The following is a 24,999-nucleotide window of genomic DNA, read 5'->3' on the forward strand; positions in this document are numbered from 1 at the left end:
GGGCGGCAAGAGACAAAAACGGGAGGCGCAGGCCTCCCGTTTTTATGGGGGCGTTGAAGGTGCCGATGAATGTGGTGGGACGCTGAAAAGCGAAAACCCGGCGCGAGGCCGGGTTTTCTTGAATAGATGGTGGAGGGAGAAGGATTCGAACCTTCGAAGGCAGAGCCGTCAGATTTACAGTCTGATCCCTTTGGCCGCTCGGGAACCCCTCCACGGGGCATTGCTGATTTTGCATCACAACCTGGGGCGTGACGGCACTTGAAATGGTGGAGGGAGAAGGATTCGAACCTTCGAAGGCAGAGCCGTCAGATTTACAGTCTGATCCCTTTGGCCACTCGGGAACCCCTCCACAAGTGCGAGGCGCATACTAACAGATCTTCTGCGGTTGTGAACCCCTCGGCGGGATTTTTCCTGCTCAAAGGATCGGATTTACGGCCGATAAAGGATGAAACCACCGTTTCCAAGAGTTATCCCATGCTACCCAGCGCCGTTCGTGAGCAATGGCTGGTGGACGAAGCCCAGCTCGGGCAACGTCTCAACCAGGATCTCCAGCACGGAGACAGGGCGGACTTTCGTCTGCATCTGGCCCTGCTGACCGATGCGGTGGAAGAGCAGCCCTGGTTTGATCCCAGGCAGCCAGCAAAGGCAGAGAGTCGGGTCTGGCGCAGCCGCTTTGAGCTGCCACCGGCCACCCCATTGCAGGGGAGCGAGGATGATGCGGAGGCAAGCGTGCTCAACGACCGGCTGCAGCAGGGGGGCTCCATGGTGGATGTGCGGCTCTGGCTGGCGCTGCGTTCGCCGCCGCTGCTCGGCACCCCGCCTGCGCTGGAGCCGGCCGTCTATGACAACCTCTCGCCGCTTGGGCGCGAGCGTTGGCGAGGCAAGCTGGCGGATCAGCCCAGACGCGAGGATCCGCTGCTGATGCTGCCCGTGCTAGATGCGCTCAAGGAGGGGGTGGATGCCGGCCTGCACTGGCTCAGCTGAGGGTATGCCCAAGGCGTCAGGCAGCAAAAAGGCGGGGAGACCCCGCCTTTTGTGTGATGGATGTGTCGTGCCCTGGATCAGGCGTCGGCTTCGTCCGGCAGCGGGACTTCCTTGCCAGCCGCAGCGGCGCGACGGGCGATGGGTTTCTCGGTGTGGCGGTTGATCTGACGCTCCAGTTTTTGCCCCAGTTCGGTGATGGCGGCGTACAAGTCCTCATGTTCTGCCTGGGCAAACAGTTTGCCGTTGGGGATGCCAGCAGTGGCTTCAACGATAAACATCAGACGCTCTTTGGAGACAATCACATGGGGTGTGATAAGAGGCACCTGAAGACGTTCGAGCTTGTCAAAGCGGGATTCAATGCGCTCGCGGATAGCCGGGGTGATCTCGATGATTTTGCTGGTAATTTCGATTTTCATATTGGCCCCCTTCGGGTCGTATTGCTTGTGTCTTCACCTTCAGATTACTCATGGCTGAACATTAAAATGTGATCTGTGTCACTAAATGGTGCCTTGCTGCGAAGGGGAGAGGGAAATTGTGATCTTTTCCCGTTCTGCACCAAAAAGCACTTGAGCTCGACGAAACAGGCAGGCAGTATGGGGAAACTTGGATCGTTTCTGTCCCTTCGTGGCAGCGCCGCATGTCGACCTCATGTCCGGTTTTCACCGCTTAGTCTCGCATCTTTCGCACTTCCCCCCGCACCGCCCTTGCCGACGTGCGCGCTGAGAATGTGGGCGCTATCGAGTCGTCAGGGACTTGAACGTGGTTGTTGTGGTGTTGGAGTAGTACATGAAACAGCAAGCCACTCAGATGATGTGGTTTTATGATCGGCAACATGCCCAGTGGAGCCTGTCCGATCATGCCTCCTACCAGCTCTGGCAAGGGGAGGGGCCTCACCCCTGGTTCGGGCAACTGGCGGCAGATGACGAGGCCGGCTTTGCCGACTTTCTCGCCAGACTCTACCACTCCCAGCAACCGGCCCAGTTCATCGGCCACCTCGGCGACGAGAACGGCGAGGTGCGTCACGTGCTCTGGAGCGGCCAGTACGTACCGGCCCAGCAGATGTGCTGTGGCTGGATTGCGCCGCTCGACACTACCCGCAGCACCCAGCTGCCTGCCGATCTCTCCCAGCAACTGCCACTGCTGCAAGACCCTCTGCTGACCCAGCTGGCCCAGGCGCTCTCCGCCCGGACCGGGCTCGATTTCTTCAATACCCTGGTCAGCCAGCTTGCCCACATTCTGGTGGCGGATGCGGTCTGGCTGGCGGAGCGCACCGGCAGCGAGCGGCTCAAGGTGCTGGCCTGTCACGGCATCGACCTCAAGGAGTACGAGCTGGCTGGCATGCCGTGCCAGCAGGTCTACCAGCGCGGCGAGACCTGCATTCTGCCGCTCACCGCCGAGCATCTGCACTGCGCCGGCTTCAAGGCAGGGCAGGGCTACTACGGCCTGCCCCTGTGCGATCGCAACGGCCAGCTGCTGGGGCACCTGGCGCTGCTCTTCTCCGACCAGAGCGCCATCCCCAATCTGGGCTCGGTGCTGACCACCTTCTCCATGCGCATGGTAGCGGAGCTGGAGCGGCTGCAGAGCGACGCCCAGCTGCGCCTCTCGGCGGTGGCCTTCGAAACCCACGAAGGGATCATCATCACCGACCCCGACTTCAAGATCCTGCGGGTCAACCACGCCTTCAGCCAGATCACCGGCTTTGACAGCCAGCGAGTGATCGGCCTGCATCTGGGCAACGATCTCTGGTGCGGGCTGGGGGGGCTTGGCTATGAGCTTGGCAGTTTGAGCCGCTGGCAGGGGGAGACCCAGCGCCTGCACGCGGATGGCTATCCCTATCCGCAGTGGGAAATCGTCACCCCGGTGCAGGATGACAGGGGGGCGATCAGCCACTTCGTCATCTGCTTCGAGGATATTTCCGAGCGCAAGGAGGCGGAGCGCCGCATTCAGGATCTCGCCTACTACGACGAGTTGACCGGCCTGCCCAACCGCCGCCAACTGCACGAGACCCTGGCCCACGCCTTTGGCGAGGCGAGCCGCGACTATCTGATCGGCGCCCTGCTGTTCATCGATCTCGACCACTTCAAGACCATCAACGACTCCCTCGGCCACGCCACCGGCGACTGGCTGCTCAAGGAGGTGGCCAGCCGGCTCAAGCGGCTGGTACGCCAAGGGGATTGTCTGGCGCGCCTTGGTGGCGACGAGTTCGTACTGTTGCTGCCCTCCCTCTCGGCCAGTCCCCCCCAGGCGGAGATGCAGGCCGACCTTATCGCAGAGCGGCTCATCAGCGAGATTGCAGCCCCCTACAACCACGCCGGTCAGGTGCTGCACATCGGCGCCAGCGTCGGCATCACCCTGTTCCCCGGCCGGGAGCAGGGGGTGGACGATCTGCTCAAGCAGGCGGACACCGCCATGTATCAGGCCAAGTCGGCCGGTCGCAAGACCCGGCGCTTCTTCGACGCCTCCATGCAGTTGCAGGCGGATCGCCGGCTGCTCATTCACAACGAGCTGCGCAGCGCCCTCAACCAGCAGGAGCTGACCCTCTACTACCAGCCCCAGCACATGGTGGAGGGGGGCGACATCATTGGCGTCGAGGCGCTGATCCGTTGGCAGCCGCCAGGTCGGGCGCTGGTGTCCCCTGCCGAGTTCATCCCCATCGCCGAGGAGACGGACCTTATCGTCGACATCGGCAACTGGGTACTGTACGAGGCCTGCGCCCAGTACGTGCGCTGGGAGGAGAACGGCATCCACATCCCGCAGCTGTCGGTCAACGTCAGTGCCAAGCAGTTTCACGCCGCCGATTTTGTCGACCGGATCCACGACGTGCTGGCCTCCACCGGCATGGATCCCGCCAGCCTGAATCTGGAGATCACCGAATCCGTGGTGCTGGGGCATGCAGAAGACACCATCAGCAAGATGAGCGAGCTCAAGGCGCTCGGCATCAGCTTTGCCATCGACGATTTTGGCGCCGGTTACTCCTCCCTGAGCTACCTCAAGCGGCTGCCGGCGGACGAGCTCAAGATCGACCGCTCCTTCATCCAGGACATACCGCGCGATGGCGACAACATGGCCATCGTCGAGGCGGTGATCGCCATGGCGCGTCACATGGGATTCAACGTGACGGCGGAGGGGGTGGAGTCGCGCCAGCAGCTGGAGTTTCTGCAGGCCCAGGGCTGCCACTTCTACCAGGGCTACCTGGCCTCCAAGCCACTGCCGGTGACCTACCTGGAGCGCTACGTGCGGCGCCTCGCCCGCAGTGAAAGCCTCGCCAGCGGCGAGTAAAAATAGTCTCGCCGGCGAGCTGTAGCCCCCGGGGTTAACGGGTAGAATGAGGGAATATGACACCACCGCCAACGGGCGGTGGCATTGCCTCTCAATGGAGACGTCTCTCGTGAAAGCCGTGCAGGGAATCATTTTATCGGCGCTGTGCGTGCCGGGGCTGCTGACGCAGGTGGCGGCGCAGACCCTGGAACAATCTCTCTATCGCCAGGCTTATGACGCGGTGCGGGCCGACGATCAGGCCCGTTTTCAGCAAATTCGTGCCCGTTTGACCCATTATCCGCTGCTGCCCTATCTCGACTACTACCAGCTGGCCTTCCGGCCCGGGGCGGCGGACTATGATGACGTGACCCGCTTCATCCGCGAGCACGGCGACACCCCCCAATCTAACCGGCTGGAGCGCAGCTACCTCACCTATCTGGCCCAGAGCCAGCAGTGGTCCCAGTTCCTGCGCTTCTACCCGGCCAAACCGAACTCCACCGATCTGCTCTGCATGCACTATCAGGCGCGCTACTACACAGGCCAGCAGAGCCAGGCGCTGCAGGAGGCGGGCAAGCTATGGCTGAGCGGCCAGTCCCGTCCCGATGCCTGCGATCCCCTGTTCCAGCTCTGGCAGCAGGCGGGGTTGCGCACCCAGGAGAAGATCTGGACCCGCATGACCTTGGCCTTCGAGGCGGAGAACCCGAATCTCATCCGCCACCTCGGCGCCCAGCTCGGTAGCGACATGAAGGCCTATGGGGATCAGATGATCACCCTGTTCGAGCAGCCCGCCAAGGCGATGAACACGACCTATTTCACTAACTCAGCCCCTTCCCGGAAGTTGCTGCTGCTGGGACTGGCCCGCTATGCGAACCAGCAGCCGGAGGCGGTGCTGGGGCAGCTCGGCTATCTGCGCTCGCGTTTTGCACTGAGCGCGGCCGAGCTCAAACCGGTGGAACGGGCGGTGGCCAGACGGCTGCTGCTGGATCGCTTCACTGCCCAGCGCAGCTGGCTGGATGCCACCGTAGTGCGCCAGGCCGACCCGGATCTGCTGGAGCTGCGGGCCCGGCTCGCCATCTGGGAGCAGGACTGGAAAGGGCTCTCCGGCTGGGTCAAGCGCATGCCCATGGGCCTGCAGAAGGAGGATCGCTGGCGCTACTGGCTGGCGCGCTCGCTGGAGGTGCAGGGCCAACAGAAACCGGCGCGGGATCTCTATCTGGAGACCGCCAATCTGCGCGGTTTCTACGGCTTCATGGCGGCGCAGCGCACCGGCGTGCCCTATCGGATGAAGAACCAGAGCGTGGCGCACAAGGTGCCGGACTGGCGCACCGCCAGCCGCCGCTGGCCCTTCCTGCTGCGGGTGCGCGAGTTGCTCGATATGAACGAGATCACGGCGGCGCGGGCGGAGTGGATCCACAACATGGATCGCAACCCGGTGGCTCAGCGCCTCGAGTTTGGTCACATCGCCCTCAATCAGGGCTGGCACGAGCTGGCCATTCTGGCCAGCATCCGGGCCGAGGCCTGGGATGCCCTCGACTTGCGCTTCCCGCTGCCACTCAAGCACACCTTCTCCCAGATGGCGCAGGAGCGAACCATGAACACGAGTCTGCTCTACGCCATCTCCCGCCAGGAGAGCGCCCTCTACCCGCTGGCGCAGTCGCCGGTGGGGGCGAGGGGACTGATGCAGCTGATGCCGACCACCGCCAAGGAGACGGCCAGCAAGCTGGGGGTGCCCTATCGCAACGAGCAGCAGCTGTTTGATCCCGCCATGAACATTCGCCTTGGCAGCGCCTATCTCAAGCGGCTGCTGGATGTGTATGACGGCAACCGGATCCTGGCGGCGGCGGCCTACAACGCCGGCCCCGGCCGGGTCAAACGCTGGCGCGATCAGAGTGCGGACAAGCCGATGGATGTCTGGGTCGAGAGCATTCCCTACAAGGAGACGCGCAATTATGTGCAGAACGTGCTGTCGTTCGACCTCATCTATCAGCACAAGCTGCAGCAGCCGCTGCGCTTCATGTCCGAGCGCGAGCTGAGTCACGCTTATTGAGACGGCTGCCGCCTGGGCGGCAGCCGGATTCCCATTCCTTCCCCAAAATGGTTATTATCCCATAAGGTTTTGTTACAAAAGGAAACCTGCCAGGTGATCGGGCGCCCTCTCTTGGTCTGGCAGGTTCGTTATAATCGCCCGTTCAACACAGACAGGCTTCCCCAACAAAGGAATTGATAGTGGCAACGATTAAAGACGTTTCCCGGTTGGCTAATGTGTCCATTTCAACTGTGTCGCGAGTCATCAACAACACGGCGCAGGTGGCACCAGAAAAGCGTGAGGCCGTATTGGCGGCCATGAAGGAACTGAATTTTCGTCCCAACAGTTTTGCCCAGGCGCTGGTCAGCAAGCGCTCCAACTGCATCGGCGTGCTGGTGGGGGATCTGTGTGGTGGCCCCTTCTTTGCCCAGATGATGCGCGGCATCGAGAGCGTGGTGGACAAGGCGGACAAGTTCACCATCGTCATGTCCGGCAATCACGACGAGGTGCGCGAGCGCCACGCCATCCAGGCCCTGCTGCAGCGCCAGTGCGATGCGCTGATCCTGCACAGCAAGGCGCTGCCCGACGAGGAGCTGAGCGAGCTGGTGGCGGGCAGCACACCGGTGGTCTTCATCAACCGCCAGGTGCCGGGCGCCGAAGATCGCTGCGTCTGGCTGGACAACCAGGCCGGCATCACCACCGCCTGCCAGCACTTGCTGGATGCTGGCCATCGCAAGATTGCCTTCGTTACCTCGGACGATGAAGAGTTCGTCGATGGCCAGCAGCGGATGGCCGGGTATCACCACGCCCTGCAGCGGGCCGGCATCGCTCTTGATCCTGCCCTCATCGGCCGCGCCTTTGCCGATGAGAACGGTGGCTACGTGGCGATGGGCGAGCTGCTGGATCGGGGCGTCGAGTTTACCGCCGTGCTCGGCTTCAACGACGCCATGGTGGCGGGGGCCATCTCCTGTCTGCTGGAGCGGGGATACAAGATCCCGCAGCAGATTTCGGTGGTGGGTTTTGATGACATTCCCTATGCCCGCTACATCTATCCTAAGCTCACCACGGTGCGCTACCCCATCGAGGAGATGGGCGGCCGGGCCGCCGAGCTGGCGCTGAGCCTGCTGGATCACAAGCCGGCCGAGGGGTTGGAGCTCAAGTTCGAGGCCGAGTTGGTGAGACGGGAATCCGTCGCCTGAGTGGCCGACATTGGCCCTGAACGGGCCAATGTCGCTCCCGAATTTTGCAGAAAAATTGAAAGCGTTTTCAGAAATCCTTTTCAACTGTGATCCGCTTCAAAGCTTTTTGGACTGCCTGCCACTAGCATAGGCCCCACGAATTAGGAGCCTGCGCTCCCGATTTTCCCGCTGTGGGAGGTAACTGGTTAATCCAGCTATTTCCTTCGTTACTTTCGACGGTCATCATGGATGGCCGTTTTTTTTTTGCCAGGATTTTGTCATGACAACAGAGCGTGAATACCAGACCGGGATCGTGGGGGCAGGCTGGCTGGGACTGCCGCTGGCCCGGGCGCTGCAGGCCGAGGGCCGCCAGGTGGCGGTGACGGTCAGTTCGGCCGAAAAAGCCGCGCAGCTGACAGCAGAGGGGGTGAAGGCCTGGCCGCTGCAACTGGGCTCCGGGCTGGCGGTCCTGCCGTTTCGCTGCCGCGAGCTGGTGATCTGCGTGCCGCCGAGCAAGGTCGAGGATTATCCGACCGCCATCGCGCGGGTGGCTGAATTGGCTAAGGGGGCCGGCGTGCAGCGGTTGCTGTTCGTGAGCGCCACCTCGGTCTGGGCGCCGGGGCAGGGGGAGGATGAACACCCCATGCCTGCCCACGAGCGCGGAATGCGGATGCTGGCCGCCGAGCAGGCGGCGATGGGGGCCGGCATTGCATGCTCCATGGTGCTGCGCCCGGCCGGGCTCTACGGGCCAGAGCGCCATCCCGGCCGTTTCCTGGCGGGCAAGACCCTGGAGGGGGGCGGCCAGGCGGTGAACCTGGTGCATCTGGATGATGTGGTGGCCGCCTGCCTGCTGCTGCTGAAACAGGGCAAGGATGGGGATGCCTACAACCTGAGTGCGCCAGTGCACCCGCGCCGGGAGCAGTTCTATCCCTTTGCCGCGCGCCAGCTTGGCCTGCCGGCCCCGAACTTCATCGAGCCGGTCGGCCGGTTTGCTCCCGTCGAGGGGCAGCGCATCTGCGAGCAGCACGGGTTTGTCTATCGCTGGCCCGATCCGGCGCACTGGTTTGCCGAGCTGGCAGCCCAGGGTCACTAAGCATACAGCCCGGTGCTATGCGTGGGTATAGCGGTGGGGCACAGGCGGCTCCGCTCCTTGGTCGGGCCTGCCGTTTGACGGGCAATTGAGGTTTGCCAAGGGGGAGCTCGCCCCCTATCATGCCGCCATCCATATAGAGAGAGCGGTAATGATGGTAGATACAAGACGTCACCCCGATGGGGAACTGTTGCTGAGAACCCTGGCAATGCCAGCCGATACCAACCCCAATGGCGATATCTTCGGGGGCTGGATCATGTCCCAGATGGATATAGGTGGGGGCATCATGGCCAAGGAGCTGGCAAAAGGACGTATTTGTACCGTATCCGTCGAGGGCATGACCTTTCACAGCCCGGTCAAGGTGGGCGACGTGGTGTGCTGCTACGGACGCTGTCTGAAGATTGGCCGCAGTTCCATGCGACTGAAGCTGGAGGTGTGGGTCAAGCCGGTGCTGCGTGAAAACGAAGCCCAGCGCTACTGCGTTACCGAGGGGATCTTCACCTATGTCGCCATCGACGAACAGGGAAAATCCCGCCCGGTACCGGTCTGATCCGGGTCAGATCAGCCGGGCATTGATGATGGATATTTCCTGCTCAAACCCGGTTTTTTGCCGTATCATGCGTTCCAGCATCTCTTCCGAGCCGACGCACTGCTGGGTATCGAACAGGCAGAGATCGCACTGGGGATCCCGTCTGATCTGATAGACGGTGGAAAGCTCCACTTGATGACAATTTCCTTGTTGATCATAAAACGTCACGCGGTACTGGTGCTGTCTCGCCATCGTTGAATTCCTTCTGGATGAGCCGGGCCGGACACGAGTTATGAGCCTAGTCGGCAGCGATGACGTTTGGGATGGTCATGACACAATGCAGAGGCAGGTGGTTGTTAGCCAATGAAAAATAGTTATCGCATTCTGGGTACGTCGCTGCTGACGTTGGGACTGGTCGGCTGTTTCGAGGTGCCGGATCAGGATCACCTGGTCACGGCGCAGGGCATCATCCCTGGCGCCAGCTGCCAGAAGCCGCCGCTAGTGGCACTGGCCTCCACCGCCTTGCCCCGCGAGTTTGGCATTACCGTCTGGAATCTCTACAAGGGTCAGCGCAAAAACTGGCGCGAGGGACTGGACGAGTATGCCAAGGCCCAGGATCTGGTGCTGTTGCAGGAGTCGGCGACCCGCCCCGAGATGCTGGAGTGGCTCAAGGCCGGTGATTTCCAGTGGCAGCAATTGCAAGCCTTTACTCAGGGCGGCGTCTCCTTCGGTGTCATGACGGTCGCCAAGACGCCGCAGGCGTTCGTGTGCGGCGTGCGCTCCCCCGAGCCGCTGCTGCGCATCCCCAAATCCGGTCTGGTCAGCCTCTACCCGTTGCAGGGGGATCCTGACGGTGTGCTGGTGGTCAACCTGCATGCGGTCAATTTCGAGCTGGGGATGGCCACCTTTCGCGAGCAGATCAACGATCTGACCGCCCTCATTCATCGTCACCAGGGGCCCGTCATTCTGGCCGGGGATTTCAATACCTGGAGCGACAAGCGGGAGTTCTGGCTGAAGCGGCTGGTGAGCGATCTGGGGCTGCAGGAGGCGATCCCGATGCCGGATCTGCGCCGGACCGCCTTCGGCCGGCCGCTCGATCACCTCTACTACCGCAATCTGGATCTGGTGGAAGTGAGCAGCCCGGCGACCGATGCCTCGGATCACAATCCCATCGTGGCCCGTTTCGCGGCCCAGGCCATCACCCCCTGAGCCCTGCTCCAGATAAAAAAATACCCCGTATCAGGCGGGGTATTTTTTTATGAAGTGATGAACGATCAGCTGTTGTTCTTCACGAACAGGGTCAGCTCCTGACCCGGCTTGAGGTAATCGCTCTTGCCCAGCTGATTCCAGCGCATCACGTCCATCACGGCGACCTGAAAGCGGGCTGCGATGGAGGAGAGGGAATCGCCGCGGCGCACCTGATAGACCATGGACTTGTTGCCACCCTTGCCCTGCTTGGGCCAGACCACCAGCTTCATGCCCGGTTTCAGGGCCGATTTGGCGTTGAGACCGTTCCACTTGGCCAGCTCGTCATGGGTCACCCCGTGTGCCTGGCTGATGCTCCACAGATTGTCGCCGGCCCGTACCTTGTACTGGATCTTGCCGCTGCCACGGCTGGCGAGCTGCTGTGGCTTGCTCTGGACGCTCTGGCTGACTACCTGTTTGCTGCCGCTGGTCGGGATCATCAGGGTCTGACCACGGCGCAGGTTGTTGCTGCGCAGGTTGTTGGCCAGCTTGATCTGCTGCACGCTCACCCCGTGATTCTGGGCGATGCGGGAGAGGGTGTCGCCACTGGTAACCTGATAGGAGCGGGTGCGGATGCGCTCGCTCTGCGGCAGGTCGGCCAGGGCCAGCTCCAGGGTATCGGCATATTCAACCGGTACCAGCAGGCGATAGGGGCCCTTGGGCGAGGTCGACCAGCGGGTCAGCGCCGGATTGACCTCTTTCAGCTGGGCCGGGCGCAGGCCCGCCAGCTGGGCTGCCACGTTCAGGTCGATCTGACCTCCTGTGTTGACCACCCGCAGTTGCGGTTTGTTGGCCAGCACCGGCAGGGTGACATTGTACTTGTCCGCATTGCGGATCATGTCAGCCATGGCCAGGATCTTGGGCACGTACATCCGGGTCTCGCGAGGCAGATCGAGCGACCAGTAGTCGGTCGGTCGGCCAGCCTTCTGATTGCGGATGATGGCGTTGCGCACCCGTCCTTCACCGGCATTGTAGGCGGCCAGCGTCTGCAACCAGTCGCCGTCGAAGAAACGGTTCAGGTACTCCAGATAATCCAGCGCGGCATTGGTGGAGGCCAGTACATCGCGGCGGCCGTCGTACCAGTTGTCGTGGCGCAGGCCGAAGTTCTTGCCGGTCGCAGGAACGAACTGCCACAGACCCACCGCATTGCTGCGGGAACGGGCGTGGGGATCGAACATGCTCTCGATCATGGGAATGGTAATAAGCTCCATTGGCAGCTCACGCCGTTCGATTTCCTCTACCATCAGATACAGGTAGGGCTCAGCCCGGCTGGCAATGGTCGCCAGATGCTTATCATTGCGCAACAACCAATCACGCTGCTGGCGGACACGGTCGTTCTCCTGCGGATCAAACTGCATATCATCGCTGATACGCACCCACAGGTTATCGGTGTCATCCAGTTCGTCGATCTGTTCGTCACCGAACAGGAAGCGCGCAGAATGTTTTTTATACGCTTTTTTGTTGACTTGGGGGGACTTGATCGGCTCGATTGCCGTTAGCGCCCGGTCATCCTGATGGCTCAGGTTTTGGCAGCCGCTGAGAAACAGCGCCGCCAATAAGGCCGTTCGTACCTTCATCTCGCTCAGGTCATCTTTGGGAAAAACAGCTCGCATCATAAGGGGCAATGGCCCCCTGATCAAGGTTTGTTCAAAAAACATCCTTCCATTGGCGCAGGATCGTGAAGGTATCTACCGGATTTTCCACGCATTTCAGAGCATGTTTCTCAGCAGAAAATTTCACGGAATCCTGTTCGCAACGCAGAAAAACATTGAAGCGCTTCTCATCCCCCAGCCGTGAGGGGAGACTCGGCAGGCCCTGCTGGCGCAGCTTGCTGATCAGCCCGATCTGTTGCTGGATCGCCTGGTTGTCGGGCTCGACAGCGTGGGCGAAGCGCAGGTTGGAGAGGGTGTACTCGTGGGCACAATAAATGAGGGTGTCATCAGGCAGGGCGGCGAGGCGCTGCAACGATCCGAACATCTGGGCCGGGGTCCCTTCGAACAGGCGGCCGCAGCCGGCACTGAAGAGGGTGTCGCCACAAAACAGCATGCCGTGACCGTGGTAGGCGATGTGACCGTGGGTGTGACCGGGCACGTGGATCACCTCGAGGCTCAGGCCGTGCCAGTTGATCTGATCCCCGTCATCGAGCCACTGGCCGTGGTACGCCGGCATGGGGTCAAGCTTGGGGCCATAGAGGCGGGCATGGGGAAAATGTTCCAGCAACTCACCCACGCCGCCCACATGGTCGTGATGGTGGTGGGTGAGCAGGATGGCATCCAGTTGCAGCTCCAGCACGGCCAGCCGTTCCAGCACGGGAGCGGCCTCGCCCGGATCGACGACCAGGCAGTGATTTTCGTGTCGGATCAACCAGATGTAGTTGTCGTTAAAGGCTGGAACTGTGATCACTGGATACATGAGTCTGCTTCTCTTTATGGAGGGTATCTTATATAACTGGATGGCGTTCGAACCCCAAGTTGAGCCCTATTATGCAGGTGGCACGTACCGAACAACAAATCGAGATCCCGACCAGCTGGTCGGCACTGCCCATGGGGGACTGGGTAGCGGCCGAGATCCAGGAGCGACTCGACAGCTGGTGTCCGCATCTGTTTGGTTATCATCTGCTGAAGGTTGGCGCGCTGAGCGCCGAGCTCTCCTGCGGTTGCTCCTCCATTCGCCACCAGATAGGGGTCGCCCCTGGCGGTCGCCTGCTGGATCTCAAGGGGGATCCGCTGGCCTTGCCGGTACGCACCGGCAGCGTGGATGCCTGCCTGCTGGCCCACTGTCTCGATTTTTCGCCCGACCCGCACCAAGTGCTGCGGGAGGCGGAGCGGGTACTGACCGACGATGGCTGGATCATCGTCAGCGGCTACAATCCGCTCAGTCTGGTCGGCATCGGGCACTGCCTGCCTTTCCTGCGTCAACATCTGCCCTGGTCCGCCCGCATGTTCACCCCGGCACGGGTCACCGACTGGTTGCAGCTGCTTGGCTGCGAGGTGATGTTTGACGAGCGCTTCGGCTATTCGTTCATGGGCAGGCAGAGCCGGATTGGCTGGTGGCGGGAGAGTGTGGGGCGGGATTACTGTCGGCCGTTTGCATCTGTCTACGTGATAGCGGCGCGCAAACGGCGCTTCCCCCTGACACCGGTGCGCCGTCGCTGGCGTCTGCCGGGTTCCATCGCCACGCCGGGGATGGCGCGCCAGGGCGGCTAGTCGTCAGCCGCCGGGCAGGCTTATGTGCCAGCGGGGAAGGTGGTCAGGGTTGATAGCCGGTATCTTCGGCCAGCTGTTTGCCGCTGGCGGCCTCGCGGGCCAGCTCATCGCAGCGCTCGTTCTCCGGGTGTCCGGAGTGCCCCTTGACCCAGAGCCACTCGATCTGGTGGCGACTGACTTCCGAATCCAGCGCTTTCCAGAGATCGACGTTCTTGACCGGTTGACGGTTGGCGGTCATCCATCCCTTCTTCTTCCAGCCGATGATCCACTGGGTGATCCCCTGGCGCACATACTGGCTGTCGGTGGTGAGGCGCACCTGGCAGGGCTCGTTCAGGGTGCGCAGCCCCATGATGGCGGCCATCAGCTCCATCCTGTTGTTGGTAGTGAGGCGAAAGCCGGCGGCGATCTCCTTGCGATGCTTGCCGTAGACCATGACGGCACCATAACCACCCGGGCCCGGGTTGCCGAGGCAGGAACCATCCGTATACAAATCAATCTGTTTTAACATGAGGCTTGGGGTAAACTAGCGGGTAAAGCCGAAGTTTGACATAGATTGGATCATGAGCACACCCCAACTGAATCGCCAGATCATTCTGGATACTGAAACCACTGGTATGAACACGGCCGGTGGCCCCGTCTATCTGGGACACCGGATCATCGAGATCGGCTGTGTGGAGGTGATCAACCGCAAGCTGACCGGGAACCACTTCCACGTCTACATCAAGCCGGACCGGCTGGTGGACCCGGAAGCCATCCAGGTGCACGGCATCACCGACGAGTTTTTGCGTGACAAGCCGTCGTTCAGCCAGATTGCCGACGAGTTCATCGAGTTTATCCGCGGCGCCGAGCTGATTGCCCACAACGCGCCGTTTGACGTGAGCTTCATGGACTATGAGTTCAGCAAGCTCGGCCTCAACTTTAAGACCGCCGACATCTGCGGCATCACGGATACCCTGGCGATGGCGCGGGACCTGTTCCCGGGCAAGCGCAACAACCTGGACGTGCTGTGCGATCGCTACGGTATCGACAACTCGCACCGTACCCTGCACGGGGCCTTGCTCGATGCGGAGATCCTGGCAGACGTCTACCTGTTGATGACGGGTGGCCAGACCAAACTGAACCTGGCCACCGAGAGCAATGAGAATGAAAGCAACCAGGACACCAGTATCCGGCGGCTGGAGAGCAACCGTCCGCCGCTCAAGGTGATCCGGGCCAGCGCCGAGGTTGAGGCGGTACACGAGGCGCGGCTGGATCTGGTGCAGAAGAAGGGAGGAGCCTGCCTGTGGCGGCAATGAGCAAGCTATGGGGCGGCCTGTTGCTGCTGGCCTCGCTGACGGCTGGGGCCAACGAGGTGTTTGCCCCCTCCGACATCCCCCTGCTCGATAATCGCTTTCGCATCGATTACGGGGTGAAGGAGATCACCTTCATCGTGACGCGCAAGCCGGGCACCCCGTCGGTGATCCTGGTGCGGCCCGATGGCAGCAAGCTCTATGTGAGCAAGGTGACGCCGCCCGACGTGGGCTGGCTGGCGCTCAAGGATCAGGATCTCATCACCATCCGCAATCCCATGCCGGGCCCTTGGCAGGCCATTGGCGAGGTGGACCCCGACAACCGGGTGCGCCTGCTGTCGAACATCAAGCTGGAAACCGATCAGTTGCCGACCCAGCTTTATCAGGGGGAGAAGGTCAAGCTCAAATCCTGGCTGCTGATCGACGACGCGCCCCCCAAGGATGGCTACTACCTGTCCGATCTCGGCATGACGGTGCGATTGCAGCGTTTCAATGACGCCAAGCCGGAGGGGGAGCCGGTGGTCGATGAGGTGCTCGGTCACTATCGTGACGATGGCAAGGGGCTCGACGAGGTGCCAGGCGACGGCATCATGACCGCCGAGGCGGTGCTGGATGTGCCTGCCGGGAAATACCGGGCCATGTACAGCACAGGCAATCAGGTCTTCTCCCGTGCCCGCTATCAGGATGTGCTGATCTATCCGCTACCTGTCAGTTACTCCCTGGCGCCTCCCTCCCAGGAGTTCGGGGCCAAGCTCTCCTTCCTGATCGACGTGGATGAACTGGATCCCGCTTCCGTGGTGATCCAGGGCAAGGCGAGCAGCACGGTCGGGACCAGCATGCCGTTCAATGCGGTGGCCACCGAACACAAGGTGGAGGTGGATCTCTCCGCCATCAAGGAAGTCGGCCAATATGAGGTGACGGCTACCCTGTTTGGCACAACCCGGCTGGGCCGCGAAATTCAGGTGAGCCTGCCAGTCAAATCCTTCAATATCTTCCCGGTGCTGGCAACGCCGCCATCGGCCGCCTCTGTCGCGTCAGAAGCCTCGGCGGCAATTCCGAGCCAGGTCAAATTCGAGGAAAAGGAGAGCGGCGGCTGGCTGGTCTGGCTGCTGGGTGGCGCTGGCATATTATTGCTGCTTCTGTTCGGCGGCGTGGGCTTCATCGTGCTGCAAAAGCGGCGGGCGCTGAAAAAAGCCATGGCATCGCAAAAAGCCGAGAGCGAGAGCGCCAAGCCGGAGGCCAAGCTGGATCTCAACCTGCCCGAACAGTAGGAGAGGGGAATACAGCAAGCAGCAAAAAGCCGCCTGTCAGGGCGGCTTTTTCTATATGTGCAGATTATTGGGGTGGTTGAACAACCCATCCAGCTCAATGTTCCCCGACGTATATATCCTTGTGCTGTTCGCGGATCTCGAGGAATTTATCGAGGTTGGCCAGCATCAGCTCCACCAGCTGGGGGTCGAAGTGCTGGCCTTTCTCCTCCTGGATCAGCGCCAGAACCTTGTCCAGCGGCCAGGCCTTCTTGTAGCAGCGATCCGAGCCGAGTGCATCGAACACGTCAGCCAGCGCCACTACCCGCCCTTCCAGCGGAATGGCATCGCCCTTGAGGCCACGGGGATAGCCGCTGCCGTTCCACTTTTCGTGGTGGTTGCCGGCGATGGTGGCACCAATCTGGAACAGCGCCAGATCGCTGCCAGAGAGCATGTCCTGCCCCAGCTGGGCGTGGGTCTTCATGATCTCCCACTCCTCCGGGGTCAGCTTGCCCGGTTTGTGCAGGATGGCATCCGGAATGCCCACCTTGCCGATGTCGTGCAGCGGAGAGGCGCGCTTGATGAGCTCGCTCTGCTCCTCGCTCATGCCCAGCAACTGGCAGAACAGCTCGGTATAGAGGGCGACCCGCTTGACGTGCAGGCCGGACTCCTTGGAGCGGGTCTCCACCAGTTCGCCAATGCGGTAGATGATCTCGCGCTGGTTGTCGGCGATGACCTCGTTGAGTCGGATGTTCTCCAGCGCCACTATGATGTTTTCGGTGAACAGGCTGAGCAGGCCCGTATCCATCTGGCTGAGCTGGCGAGTGGTCTCGATGTGAAACAGCAGATGATGGCGTGGATTCTGGCAGTAGAGCACCATCTGGTTGCCGTCATAGACGTTGGCGCGATTGTTCATGGCCTGACGCAGGATGACGGGAGCGTCGGCCAGACGCAGCGACGGATGGCCCGGCAGCAGAGGTTCCAGGATCTGATCCCGTACCTCGTAGGCATACTGCTTCACATCATAGATATGTGAATCTTCCAGATTGAGCAGGGCACTGAGCTGCTCCTGGGCCCCTTCGACAAACTGCCGCAATGCCCGCTTCTCGAAGATCCCCTTGGAGGCCTCGATGACCTTTTCCAGCCCCTGGCGGTTGCTCTCGAGGGTACGGATGTCGCGATAGGAGCGCAGGCTGGCTCGCAGCAGGGTGCGCAGCTTCTGGGAGGTGAGCTCGGTCTTGTCCTTGTAGTCGTTGATGTCGTAGTTGCTGACCACGTCATCTTCCGGGGCCTGGCCCGGCTGACCGGTACGCAGCACGATGCGCACCATCTTGTTTTGCAGATCCTCACGCACGAATTTGACCACATCGAGACCGGCGTGATCGACCTCCATGACCACGTCCAGCAGCAGCAAGGCCACGTCCGGGGTCTTGGCGAGCAGCTCCTTGGCCTGAGCGGCTGAATAAGCATGCAAAAATTCAATGGGTCTATTATCGAATTCAAACTTGCTCAGGGTGATCTTGGTGATGCGATGTACTTCGGGCTCATCGTCCACAATCATCACCTTCCATCCAGCCTGCTGGTCGTCGAGAAGGGGCAGATCGTCATCGTCAATAATCAGGATTTGGTCATCCATCATGCAATCCTGTTTGGGATCCTGTGCTTACATTAACTGCTTCACTAAGGATAGGAAACTTATTGGGAAATAAAATTTGATCTGTGAAATCTCTTTGTCGTCATCCTGATCCTGCCCCATAAAAAACGCCTCCACTTGGGAGGCGTTTGACTATCTATCGGGCGCTCAGGCGGCTCTGTGATAGGCCGATGGCTCGAACAGGGCCTTGTTGGCGACCAGCTCGATGGGATCAAAATCATCGACGTTGATGGTGCGCAGACGACTCTCTTCGGCGCGGCGCAACAGGTCCGCTTCGGTCTGGTTGAGTACCCCAAGCGTCAGACCTGCTTCCGCTACCTTGTCCAGTTGCATAAACGGACGCTTGATGCCGTCAGCCTTGCATACTTTCTCAAACAGCGGCTCGGCAGAGAGCACGTCGTCCAGCGCCTGCTCCAGCAGACCGAAGGGGTTGCCCTCTTCACGGGTGAGATACTGACCCTGAGCCAGTCGACTGCGGGTTTCGCTCGGGGTTTGCAGCAGGCGGGCTACCTGGTTGTCCAGCTTGTCGCTCGGACGTTTCAGGTCGCGCCCCAGTGGCAGCACGATGACGCGCAGGGCCAGCCCAATCCAGCGGTTCGGGAAGTTGCGCAGCAGCTCGTCGATCGCCTCCTGTGCCTTGAACAGGGCATCCTGCAGCGCCCAGTGCAAGAGCGGCAGATCGGCGTGCTGGCGGCCTTCGTCCTGATAGCGCTTGAGGGCGCTGGAGGCCAGATAGAGCTGACTCAGCACGTCGCCGAGGCGGGCGGAGACCCGCTCTTTACGCTTGAGCTCGCCACCCAGAGTGCCCATTGCCATGTCCGACAGGAACGCCAGGTTGGCGGAGAGGCGGGAGATCTGCTGGTAGTAGCCCTTGGTCTGATCCTTGAACGGCGCGGCGGCGAAGCGGGCACCGGTCAGACCCAGCCAGAAGCTGCGCACCAGGTTGCTGATGGCAAAGCCGACGTGGCTGAATACCGCCTTGTCGAAGTCCTTGAGGGCCTGCTCCTGATCCGGGTGGCTGGCCGCCAGCATTTCGGGCAGCACGTAGGGGTGGCAGCGGATGGCGCCCTGACCGTAGATGATCATGCTGCGGGTCAGGATATTGGCCCCTTCCACCGTGACGGCGATGGGCGCGCCCTGATAGCCACGGGCCAGGTAGTTGTTGGGGCCCATGCAGATGGCCTTGCCGCCGTGGATGTCCATGGCATCGATGATGCACTTCTGGGCACGATCGGTGAGGTGGTACTTGACGATGGCGGAGATGACCGAGGGTTTCTCGCCCAAATCGATACCGGTCACGGTCAGTTTGGCGGCAGCGCCCATGATGTAGGCGTTGCCGCCGATACGGGCCAGCGGCTCTTCAATGCCTTCCATCTTGCCGATGGGCAGCTTGAACTGACGGCGGATGCGGCTGTAGGCGCCGCTCGCCAGGGCCAGCATCTTAACGCCGCCGGTGCTGTTGGAGGGCAGGGTGATGCCGCGTCCGACCGACAGGCATTCGACCAGCATGCGCCAGCCCTGACCGGCCATGGCCGGGCCGCCGATGATGAAATCGAGGGGGACGAACACGTCCTTGCCGCGGGTCGGGCCGTTCTGGAACGGTACGTTGAGCGGGAAGTGGCGACGGCCGATCTCGACACCCTTGATGTGGGTCGGAATGAGGGCGCAAGTGATGCCAAGCTCCTCTTCGTCACCCAGCAGGTGCTCGGGGTCACGCAACTTGAAGGCGAGGCCCAGTACGGTGGCGATGGGGGCAAGCGTGATGTAGCGCTTGTTCCAGGTCAGGCGCATGCCGAGTACTTCTTTTCCTTCCCACTCGCCCCTGCAGACTATCCCGAAGTCGGGAATGGAGCCTGCGTCAGAGCCCGCTTCCGGGCTGGTGAGGGCGAAGCAGGGGATCTCCTTGCCGACCGCCAGACGCGGCAGGTAGTAATTCTTCTGCTCATCGGTGCCATAGTGTTGCAGCAGTTCGCCCGGGCCCAGCGAGTTGGGCACGCCGACGGTGGAAGCGAGCACGGCGCTGGCGCCGCACAGCTTTTGCAGCACGCAGGACTGGGCGTAGGCGGAGAACTCCAGGCCACCGTATTTCTTCTTGATGATCATGGCGAAGAACTTGTTGTCCTTCAGGTATTGCCACACCTCGGGGGAGAGATCGGCCCGCTCATGGGTCACTTCCCAGTCGTTGACCATGCGGCACACCTCTTCCACCGGGCCGTCCAGAAAGGCCTGCTCTTCGGCAGAGAGGGTGCTGACCGGGATGGCGTGCAGCTTTTTCCAGTCCGGGTTGCCGGCAAACAGGTCGGCTTCCCACCAGGTGGTGCCCGCCTCAATGGCCTCTTTCTCGGTGCGGGACATCTCCGGCATGATGGATTTGTAGAGTTTGAACAGCGGCTTGGTCAGTTGATTGCGACGAAAATCCACCAGATTGAGGGGAATGGCGATCACCGCAAACAGCACCCAGACCAGCAGGGGAACGTGGCCATAAAGGGTGCCGGCAATCAGGGCTGCCGCCGTGGCAAGCGTGGAGGTGAACAGAGACGCCCGGCGATAAGCCATGGCGCCGATCACCAGGATCACTCCGAGCAGAGTGAGGGTCGTCGTCATTTTTCGCTCCTTGCATGAGTTGCCGAAATTGGGTGAACTGGGGGTTAACTGATCCAGAGGTCTGACCTGTTGGATATGGCCTCTGTTGTAATTCATACGCACAAACTTATCAAGCTGTTTACAAGCTTGTTACCTTGGCTCTGTGATCGGCATAACGTAGTGCCTGCGCCATCTTGACGGGCGGGGGGCGACTCCGGGATTGGCTTGTGCGACAATGGCGCCGCCCATATTTTGGAAGAGACATCATGTACCAAGAACTGATCCGCAATGAATTGACCGAAGCTGCCGGCGTGCTCCAGGCGTTCCTGGCAGATGAGCAAAATCTGAAGAACATCGAAGCGGCCGCCAAGCTGCTCGCTGACTCCTTCAAGCAGGAAGGCAAGGTACTCTCCTGTGGCAACGGTGGCTCCCACTGCGACGCCATGCACTTTGCCGAGGAGCTGACTGGCCGTTATCGCGAGAACCGCCCCGGCTACGCCGGCATCGCCATCTCCGATCCCAGCCACCTCTCCTGCGTTTCCAACGACTTTGGCTACGACTACGTCTTCTCCCGCTATGTGGAAGCGGTCGGCCGTCGTGGCGACGTGCTGCTCGGCATCTCCACCAGCGGCAACTCCGGCAATATCCTGAAGGCCATCGAGGCGGCGCGTGCCAAGGGCATGAAGGTGATAGCGCTGACCGGCAAGGATGGCGGCAAGATGGCCGGTCTGGCCGATGTGGAGATCCGGGTGCCGCACTTCGGCTATGCCGACCGCATTCAGGAAGTGCACATCAAGGTGATCCACATCCTGATCCAGCTGGTCGAAAAAGAGATGGCCAAGTAAGGATATGATCCCGCGCCGGAACCGCTGAATCCTGCAGATTTATGTTCCGGCCGGCGTGATCCGGTGCAAGAGGTCGGTCGGCAAGGTTCTGCATTCCCTGCCGGGCGACCCCTTGAACGAGCAACGATCAAGTAAGCAAGGAGCCCGCAGCCTATGTGCGAACTGCTCGGCATGAGTGCCAATGTGCCGACCGATATCTGCTTCAGTTTCACCGGCCTGATGCTGCGCGGCGGCAAGACGGGACCCCACAAGGATGGCTGGGGCATCACCTTCTACGAAGGGAAGGGCTTTCGAACCTTCAAGGATCCCGAACCCAGCGCCCAGTCCCCCATCGCCAGGCTGGTGCAGGCGCTGCCCATCAAGAGCCGCGCCGTGGTCAGTCATATCCGCCAGGCCAACCGTGGCTGTGTGTCGCTGGAAAATACCCACCCCTTTACCCGCGAACTGTGGGGCCGTTACTGGACCTTTGCCCACAACGGCCAGTTGACCGGCTACAAGAAGCTGGCCACCGGGCGGCACAGGCCGGTGGGGGATACCGACAGCGAGCACGCTTTCTGCTGGTTGCTCGAGCGGCTGGAGCAGAAATACCCCAGGCGCCCTGCCAATTTCCCCGCCATGTTCCGCTATCTGGCGACCCTGTGCGACGAGCTGCGTAGCCTCGGGGTATTCAACATGTTGCTGTCGGATGGGGAGTTCGTGATGACCTATTGCAGCAACAACCTCTACTGGTTGACCCGGCGAGCTCCATTCGGGGAGGCACGTCTGCTGGATGAGGATGTCGCCATCGATTTTCAGAGCGAGACAACCCCGAACGATGTGGTGACCCTGATTGCCACGCGGCCGCTGACCGGTAATGAAGACTGGGTCAGGATGGCGCCTGGCGAGTTCAACCTGTTTCGGCTGGGTGAGCGGGTGTCTGCCGTTCAGAAGTGATAACATCCTGATCTCAATGTAAAAAAATACCAGGGTAGAATCCTACCCTGGTTCTTCGCAGCAGCCATACAGGCAAAAGGGATGAGAGAGGTGTTGCTGAGTTGCATCATTCTCACGGCTGTCATTGTTATTTAATTGTTAATTTATTGGCAACCATTATGTTGCAATCCGGCCATCTATTGTCTGGTTAGGCGAGCTCGATCACGTTTTTCATCCTATGCCCCGTGCGGGTCTAATTGTTGGTAGGGAAGCAGACGTGACGGTACCATGCCGGGCATCTATAGTATGGTCTGTTTGAATACCACGGGAGGATGATGAAATGGAGTGGCTGGATCAGAAGGTATTGCGACAATTGGCGGAAGATATCGGCCAGGAGATGATGCCGGTGGTGATCTCGGTGTTTATCGAGGAGGTGGGCGAGCAGCTCACTCAACTGCGCCCGCTCTATGAGCGTCAGGACTGGACGGCTCTGGCCCGGCTTGCCCACAGCATGAAGTCTTCTTGTGGCAGTTACGGTGCTCAAGTCAGCTATCAGCAGGTGATGGCACTGGAGCTCGCCTGCAAGCAAGCGGATGGGGCCGAGGTCGCCCGTCTGCTCAACGAGCTGGAACAATCCCTGCCTCAGGTGCTCTCCCACCTTGCCAACTACCATTGAGCCCGGGCAGCCGGCGCATGGGCGCCGGACTTGTCAGACTCAACCTGCCCGCTAGCGTTGATTGACCAGTTGCTGGATCACCCTGTCCAGGGCCAGTTTCAGTTTCAGGCGATCATGGCGATGGGGCAGCGCGGCTTCACCCAGATCGGCCTGGATCAACCTGCCAGCCAGTTCAGGTTGGTACTCTCCTGCGGGAGCCAGGATGGCATCGAGCCGTCCCGTACCGACTCGTGATTCCAGCCAGCGCCACTGATCGAGCAGGCTGAGCTGGCCAGCCGGGCCATTCTCCGCCACCAGATTGCAGATGAACACCAGCATGGCGTTGCTCTCGTTGATGGCCTGCGCCACCTCCGCCAGCAGCAGCGGGGGCATGATGGAGGTGAGAAAACTGCCGGGGCCCAGAATGATCATGTCGGCCTGCTCCAGCGCCTGTACCGCCTCGCGGGTGGCTGGTACCTCGGGGCTCAGGCTGAGTGAGAGCGGCGGGGTATCGAGCTGATCGATGGAGACTTCCCCCAGGATCTGGTTGCCACAGACGGTGTGGGCACACAGGTCGGTGGGAAATTCAGACATGGGTAACAATTGTGACTCTATTTTCAGCATGTCGCTGATGAGCTTGATAGCATCAAGAGGGCGCACGCAGAGGTTGTCGAGTGCCAGCAGCATCAGGTTGCCGAGGTTGTGGCCGGCCAGTTCACCACGACCGGCGAAGCGATACTCGAACAGCAGGCTGCCGATGCTGGGATCGGTGACCAGTTGATTCAAACAGTTGCGCAGATCACCCCAGGCGATACACTCCTGGCTCTTGCGCAGTCGTCCGGTGGAGCCGCCATCATCCGTGGTGGTGACGATGCCGGTCAGGCGCGATCCCAGGAACGAGAGGGACGAGAGCACGCGGCCCATGCCATGGCCGCCACCGATGGCGACGACCCGGTCAAAATCATTGATGTTCTTCTGCCACATGCGGCTGTCCTGTGGTTGGTCTCGATTGAGAGCATTCTAGTCGATGAAACGGGATAATTGTTTGATTAAGGTATGATTTTTGCTTACCCCCAGCATCATGCACAACTAGGAGATGGTGTTGAACTTTCTGACGGCTCACTCTCTTGAAGAGACCTCCCTGCTGGCTGCCCGACAGATCAGTGAGCGGCTGCTCGCTCAATCACCCGATTCCCCTTCGCTGTTGTTGGTCTATTTTACTCAGGCTCATGATGCCGAGGAACTGCGTCATCATTTCAAACAGCAGTTCCCGTCGTCCCGGCTGATCGGTTGCAGCTCCTGCGGCGGGGTCATGACCCAGACCGGCCACCATGCCCGCCAGGGGCGGGGGGTGGCGGTTGCGGCCATCTACGATGACAAGGGCGCCTACGGTGTGGCGGGTCAGGCGGGGGCTGCCGTCGATGTGCGCCAGCTGCTGCGCAGCGCCATTGCTGACGGGGGTCGCCCCGGCGAGTTACCGCAGCTCATCTTGTTGCATGCAAGCCCGGGCCAGGAGGAGGCGATGCTGGAGAGCATCGAAGCCGAGCTGGGTACAACGGTGCCGGTGGTCGGCGGTTCCGCTGCCGACAACAGCGTGAGCGGGGAGTGGCAGTTGTGCTGGGACGAGGGCAGTACTCGCGAGGGGGTTGTGCTGGCGGTGCTCTATCCCGATTGCCAGCTGGCGTTCCAGTTCCACTCTGGCTATGTCCCCACCGAACAGCGCGGCATCATCACGGCGTTGGCAGGACGGGAGATCCTCACCATCGACGATAAACCGGCCGCCACCGTCTATGCCCGCTGGACTGGACGCACGACGCCCTGGCCGGTGGGGCCCATCCTGCGGGAAACCACCTTGTCTCCGCTGGCGAGGCAGGTTGGCACCCTGGATGACATGCCCTATTACAAACTCTCCCACCCCGAAGCCGTGACAGAAGGTGGCGGATTGCGCCTCTTTACCGATACTCAGGTCGGGGAGCGGTTGCTGCTGATGTACAGCAGCCAGGAGGGCCTGTTGCAGCGCTGTCTGAATGCGACCCGCATCGAGCCAGAGTACGGCATGGCCACCGAGATGCAGCCGTTTGGTGCCCTCGTGATCTTTTGTGCTGGTTGCCGCTTGGCTCTTGGTGATAGCTTATGCCAATTTGTCGATCAATTTCATACCCGGCTGGGGGACATCCCCTTCATCACCCCGTTCACCTTCGGTGAGCAGGGACGTCTGCCACACGGTGAGCTGGCACACGGCAACCTGATGATATCGAGTGTGATCTTTCTCGACAGCTGACACTGCGCTGGAAACAA

General features: G+C 61.0%; 22 protein-coding genes and 2 tRNA genes. 14 read left to right on the forward strand and 10 right to left on the reverse strand.

The window, feature by feature from the left end; all coding sequences use genetic code 11:
* Positions 1-127: 127 nt before the first annotated feature.
* Together AB5Y95_RS00720 and AB5Y95_RS00725 are read right to left on the reverse strand one after the other, a co-directional pair.
* Positions 128-212, reverse strand: a tRNA-Tyr gene (locus tag AB5Y95_RS00720).
* A 52-nt stretch (positions 213-264) separates the two neighbouring features.
* Positions 265-349: transfer RNA gene (locus tag AB5Y95_RS00725), tRNA-Tyr, on the reverse strand.
* A gap of 125 nt (positions 350-474) precedes the next feature.
* Between AB5Y95_RS00725 and AB5Y95_RS00730 the strand changes: the two genes are divergently transcribed.
* Positions 475-984, forward strand: coding sequence for a VC2046/SO_2500 family protein (locus AB5Y95_RS00730; protein ID WP_195878325.1), 510 nt, complete (start codon positions 475-477; stop codon positions 982-984).
* A 77-nt stretch (positions 985-1,061) separates the two neighbouring features.
* Here the strand turns inward: AB5Y95_RS00730 and raiA are convergent, their stop codons facing one another.
* Positions 1,062-1,400, reverse strand: a complete 339-nt coding sequence (raiA, locus tag AB5Y95_RS00735) for a ribosome-associated translation inhibitor RaiA (RefSeq protein ID WP_010634460.1) — start codon at positions 1,398-1,400, stop codon at positions 1,062-1,064.
* 370 nt (positions 1,401-1,770) lie between these two features.
* Here raiA and AB5Y95_RS00740 point away from each other — a divergent pair, with 370 nt between their 5' ends.
* The 5 genes from AB5Y95_RS00740 to yciA all read left to right on the forward strand — a co-directional run bounded on the left by AB5Y95_RS00740 (position 1,771) and on the right by yciA (position 9,086).
* Complete coding sequence (locus AB5Y95_RS00740) at positions 1,771-4,263, forward strand: bifunctional diguanylate cyclase/phosphodiesterase (RefSeq protein WP_024942825.1); 2,493 nt, start codon at positions 1,771-1,773, stop codon at positions 4,261-4,263.
* A 109-nt stretch (positions 4,264-4,372) separates the two neighbouring features.
* The gene (locus AB5Y95_RS00745; RefSeq protein ID WP_368159330.1) at positions 4,373-6,289 is read left to right on the forward strand and encodes a transglycosylase SLT domain-containing protein; all 1,917 of its coding nucleotides are present in this window, start codon (positions 4,373-4,375) and stop codon (positions 6,287-6,289) included.
* 179 nt (positions 6,290-6,468) lie between these two features.
* Entirely contained in the window at positions 6,469-7,467 is a 999-nt protein-coding gene (locus AB5Y95_RS00750) for a LacI family DNA-binding transcriptional regulator (protein WP_005299251.1), read from the forward strand.
* Positions 7,468-7,726: 259 nt separating this feature from the next.
* Positions 7,727-8,539, forward strand: coding sequence for an NAD-dependent epimerase/dehydratase family protein (locus tag AB5Y95_RS00755; protein ID WP_368159332.1), 813 nt, complete (start codon positions 7,727-7,729; stop codon positions 8,537-8,539).
* A gap of 148 nt (positions 8,540-8,687) precedes the next feature.
* Positions 8,688-9,086 (forward strand): acyl-CoA thioester hydrolase YciA, encoded by a 399-nt coding sequence (gene yciA, locus AB5Y95_RS00760; RefSeq protein WP_024942822.1) that lies wholly within the window; start codon positions 8,688-8,690, stop codon positions 9,084-9,086.
* A gap of 6 nt (positions 9,087-9,092) precedes the next feature.
* Here yciA and AB5Y95_RS00765 read toward each other — a convergent pair whose 3' ends face one another.
* Positions 9,093-9,317 carry a hypothetical protein gene (locus AB5Y95_RS00765; RefSeq protein ID WP_005299261.1) on the reverse strand — a complete coding sequence of 75 codons (225 nt, stop codon included), beginning with the start codon at positions 9,315-9,317 and terminating at the stop codon, positions 9,093-9,095.
* A gap of 111 nt (positions 9,318-9,428) precedes the next feature.
* Between AB5Y95_RS00765 and AB5Y95_RS00770 the strand changes: the two genes are divergently transcribed.
* On the forward strand, positions 9,429-10,274 hold the full coding sequence (locus AB5Y95_RS00770) for an endonuclease/exonuclease/phosphatase family protein (RefSeq protein ID WP_005299265.1): 846 nt from the start codon (positions 9,429-9,431) through the stop codon (positions 10,272-10,274).
* A 65-nt stretch (positions 10,275-10,339) separates the two neighbouring features.
* On the opposite strand, the gene AB5Y95_RS00775 is transcribed toward AB5Y95_RS00770, so the two are convergent.
* Together AB5Y95_RS00775 and gloB are read right to left on the reverse strand one after the other, a co-directional pair.
* A complete protein-coding gene (locus AB5Y95_RS00775; protein ID WP_054545192.1) occupies positions 10,340-11,887 on the reverse strand; it encodes a LysM peptidoglycan-binding domain-containing protein in 1,548 nt (515 codons plus the stop codon).
* A gap of 70 nt (positions 11,888-11,957) precedes the next feature.
* Positions 11,958-12,722: a hydroxyacylglutathione hydrolase gene (gene gloB, locus AB5Y95_RS00780; RefSeq protein ID WP_024942821.1), complete on the reverse strand. Its 765-nt coding sequence runs from the start codon at positions 12,720-12,722 to the stop codon at positions 11,958-11,960.
* A 71-nt stretch (positions 12,723-12,793) separates the two neighbouring features.
* Between gloB and AB5Y95_RS00785 the strand changes: the two genes are divergently transcribed.
* Positions 12,794-13,516: a methyltransferase domain-containing protein gene (locus AB5Y95_RS00785; RefSeq protein ID WP_005299274.1), complete on the forward strand. Its 723-nt coding sequence runs from the start codon at positions 12,794-12,796 to the stop codon at positions 13,514-13,516.
* A gap of 43 nt (positions 13,517-13,559) precedes the next feature.
* Here AB5Y95_RS00785 and rnhA read toward each other — a convergent pair whose 3' ends face one another.
* Positions 13,560-14,024 carry a ribonuclease HI gene (rnhA, locus tag AB5Y95_RS00790; protein WP_117403938.1) on the reverse strand — a complete coding sequence of 155 codons (465 nt, stop codon included), beginning with the start codon at positions 14,022-14,024 and terminating at the stop codon, positions 13,560-13,562.
* A 52-nt stretch (positions 14,025-14,076) separates the two neighbouring features.
* Here rnhA and dnaQ point away from each other — a divergent pair, with 52 nt between their 5' ends.
* Both dnaQ and AB5Y95_RS00800 read left to right on the forward strand, forming a co-directional pair.
* The gene (dnaQ, locus tag AB5Y95_RS00795) at positions 14,077-14,811 is read left to right on the forward strand and encodes a DNA polymerase III subunit epsilon (protein ID WP_005299278.1); all 735 of its coding nucleotides are present in this window, start codon (positions 14,077-14,079) and stop codon (positions 14,809-14,811) included.
* A complete protein-coding gene (locus AB5Y95_RS00800; RefSeq protein WP_368159335.1) occupies positions 14,808-16,076 on the forward strand; it encodes a TIGR03503 family protein in 1,269 nt (422 codons plus the stop codon). Before dnaQ ends, AB5Y95_RS00800 begins: the two co-directional genes overlap by 4 nt.
* Positions 16,077-16,170: 94 nt before the next feature.
* Here the strand turns inward: AB5Y95_RS00800 and AB5Y95_RS00805 are convergent, their stop codons facing one another.
* The gene (locus AB5Y95_RS00805; protein ID WP_005299285.1) at positions 16,171-17,688 is read right to left on the reverse strand and encodes an HD domain-containing phosphohydrolase; all 1,518 of its coding nucleotides are present in this window, start codon (positions 17,686-17,688) and stop codon (positions 16,171-16,173) included.
* A gap of 165 nt (positions 17,689-17,853) precedes the next feature.
* Positions 17,854-20,310: an acyl-CoA dehydrogenase FadE gene (gene fadE, locus AB5Y95_RS00810; protein ID WP_368159336.1), complete on the reverse strand. Its 2,457-nt coding sequence runs from the start codon at positions 20,308-20,310 to the stop codon at positions 17,854-17,856.
* A gap of 245 nt (positions 20,311-20,555) precedes the next feature.
* Here fadE and lpcA point away from each other — a divergent pair, with 245 nt between their 5' ends.
* The 3 genes from lpcA (at position 20,556) to AB5Y95_RS00825 (ending at position 22,722) form a co-directional block, all read left to right on the forward strand.
* Positions 20,556-21,134: a D-sedoheptulose 7-phosphate isomerase gene (lpcA, locus tag AB5Y95_RS00815; protein WP_005299294.1), complete on the forward strand. Its 579-nt coding sequence runs from the start codon at positions 20,556-20,558 to the stop codon at positions 21,132-21,134.
* A gap of 153 nt (positions 21,135-21,287) precedes the next feature.
* Positions 21,288-22,067 carry a class II glutamine amidotransferase gene (locus AB5Y95_RS00820; RefSeq protein ID WP_279460807.1) on the forward strand — a complete coding sequence of 260 codons (780 nt, stop codon included), beginning with the start codon at positions 21,288-21,290 and terminating at the stop codon, positions 22,065-22,067.
* 319 nt (positions 22,068-22,386) lie between these two features.
* Positions 22,387-22,722 carry an Hpt domain-containing protein gene (locus AB5Y95_RS00825; protein WP_005299299.1) on the forward strand — a complete coding sequence of 112 codons (336 nt, stop codon included), beginning with the start codon at positions 22,387-22,389 and terminating at the stop codon, positions 22,720-22,722.
* Positions 22,723-22,773: 51 nt separating this feature from the next.
* Here the strand turns inward: AB5Y95_RS00825 and yvcK are convergent, their stop codons facing one another.
* On the reverse strand, positions 22,774-23,685 hold the full coding sequence (gene yvcK / locus AB5Y95_RS00830; RefSeq protein ID WP_005299302.1) for a uridine diphosphate-N-acetylglucosamine-binding protein YvcK: 912 nt from the start codon (positions 23,683-23,685) through the stop codon (positions 22,774-22,776).
* Positions 23,686-23,797: 112 nt separating this feature from the next.
* Here yvcK and AB5Y95_RS00835 point away from each other — a divergent pair, with 112 nt between their 5' ends.
* On the forward strand, positions 23,798-24,982 hold the full coding sequence (locus tag AB5Y95_RS00835; RefSeq protein WP_123245891.1) for an FIST signal transduction protein: 1,185 nt from the start codon (positions 23,798-23,800) through the stop codon (positions 24,980-24,982).
* Positions 24,983-24,999: the final 17 nt, after the last annotated feature.

The organism is Aeromonas sp. R5-3 (assembly GCF_040908225.1).
GTDB classification, from domain to species: domain Bacteria; phylum Pseudomonadota; class Gammaproteobacteria; order Enterobacterales; family Aeromonadaceae; genus Aeromonas; species Aeromonas dhakensis.